Genomic DNA, 949 nt, shown 5'->3' with positions numbered 1-949 from the left:
GTAACTGTCTTGTAAAAGACGTCTAGCCTAACTTAACATTCCATGGCAGCACCGATTCAATATCAGGTTCAGGCTGGCTCAGCTCCTCTAGCAGGTGCATGACATAGACGAATGGCGTCAGTCCATTCGCCTTGGCAGTCTCGATGATGGAGTAAAGTACAGCACTAGCATGTGCGCCGTTGGCGGTTTGGCTGAACAGCCATGCTTTTCTGCCGATAACGAAGGGTTTAATCGCGCGTTCAGCGCGATTGTTGTCAATGCTTAAGTGCCCATCAAGGGTGTAGCGTTGTAGTTTTACCCATTGATTTAAACAATATTGAATCGCTTCACCCAATTTGGTTTTGGGCAGCACCTCTTGTTCGGATTTGATGAGCCATGCTTCAAACTGTTTAAGCAGGAGTAAGCTTTTTTCTTGTCTTATTTTGAGTCGCTCGTCCGGTGTTTTGTTTTTGATTTGGATTTCTATCCTGTACAGCTTTTGAATGTGATTCAATGCCCATTCTACTTTGCCGCTTTTGTGTTTACCCATGGCTGTTTTAGCATCGGTAAATTTACGTCTTGCATGCGCCCAACAACCCACGAGTGTCGCTTGAGTTTTGTGATAGCCCGCATAACCGTCTACTTGCAGATAACCTTGATATCCATCTAAGTAATCCACCGCACACTGGCCTGCGCGACTAGCATGGTAATCAAACAGTACAATATGGGGAATGTCGGTATCGGTGAGTTTTCCTTCAGGCGAGTCTGCGCCTGTGGCATACAACCACATGTAGGATTTGGATTTATTATCGCCGACCACTTTAATCGTGGTTTCATCTGCATAAATAACGGTTTGTTTGAGTAAGTGTTGCCTCAACCTGTCGTATAGTATTTGCAATATATCAGCGCTTTTCATCATCCAGTCTGCGGTGGTCTTGCGACTCAGTTCAATGCCGTATTGTTTGAACAT

General features: G+C 45.0%; 1 protein-coding gene. It reads right to left on the bottom strand.

Annotation, left to right across the window (positions count from 1 at the left end):
• Positions 1-22 precede the first annotated feature (22 nt).
• Positions 23-949: IS66 family transposase (locus tag GQS54_RS22895; protein ID WP_166426228.1), on the bottom strand; the 927-nt coding region annotated here is incomplete at its 5' end.

Source organism: Paraglaciecola sp. 20A4 (assembly GCF_011378905.1).
In the GTDB taxonomy this organism is placed as follows: domain Bacteria; phylum Pseudomonadota; class Gammaproteobacteria; order Enterobacterales; family Alteromonadaceae; genus Paraglaciecola.
Note: the sequence above shows the minus strand (reverse complement) of the source record. Positions and strands in the feature narration are given on the sequence as shown.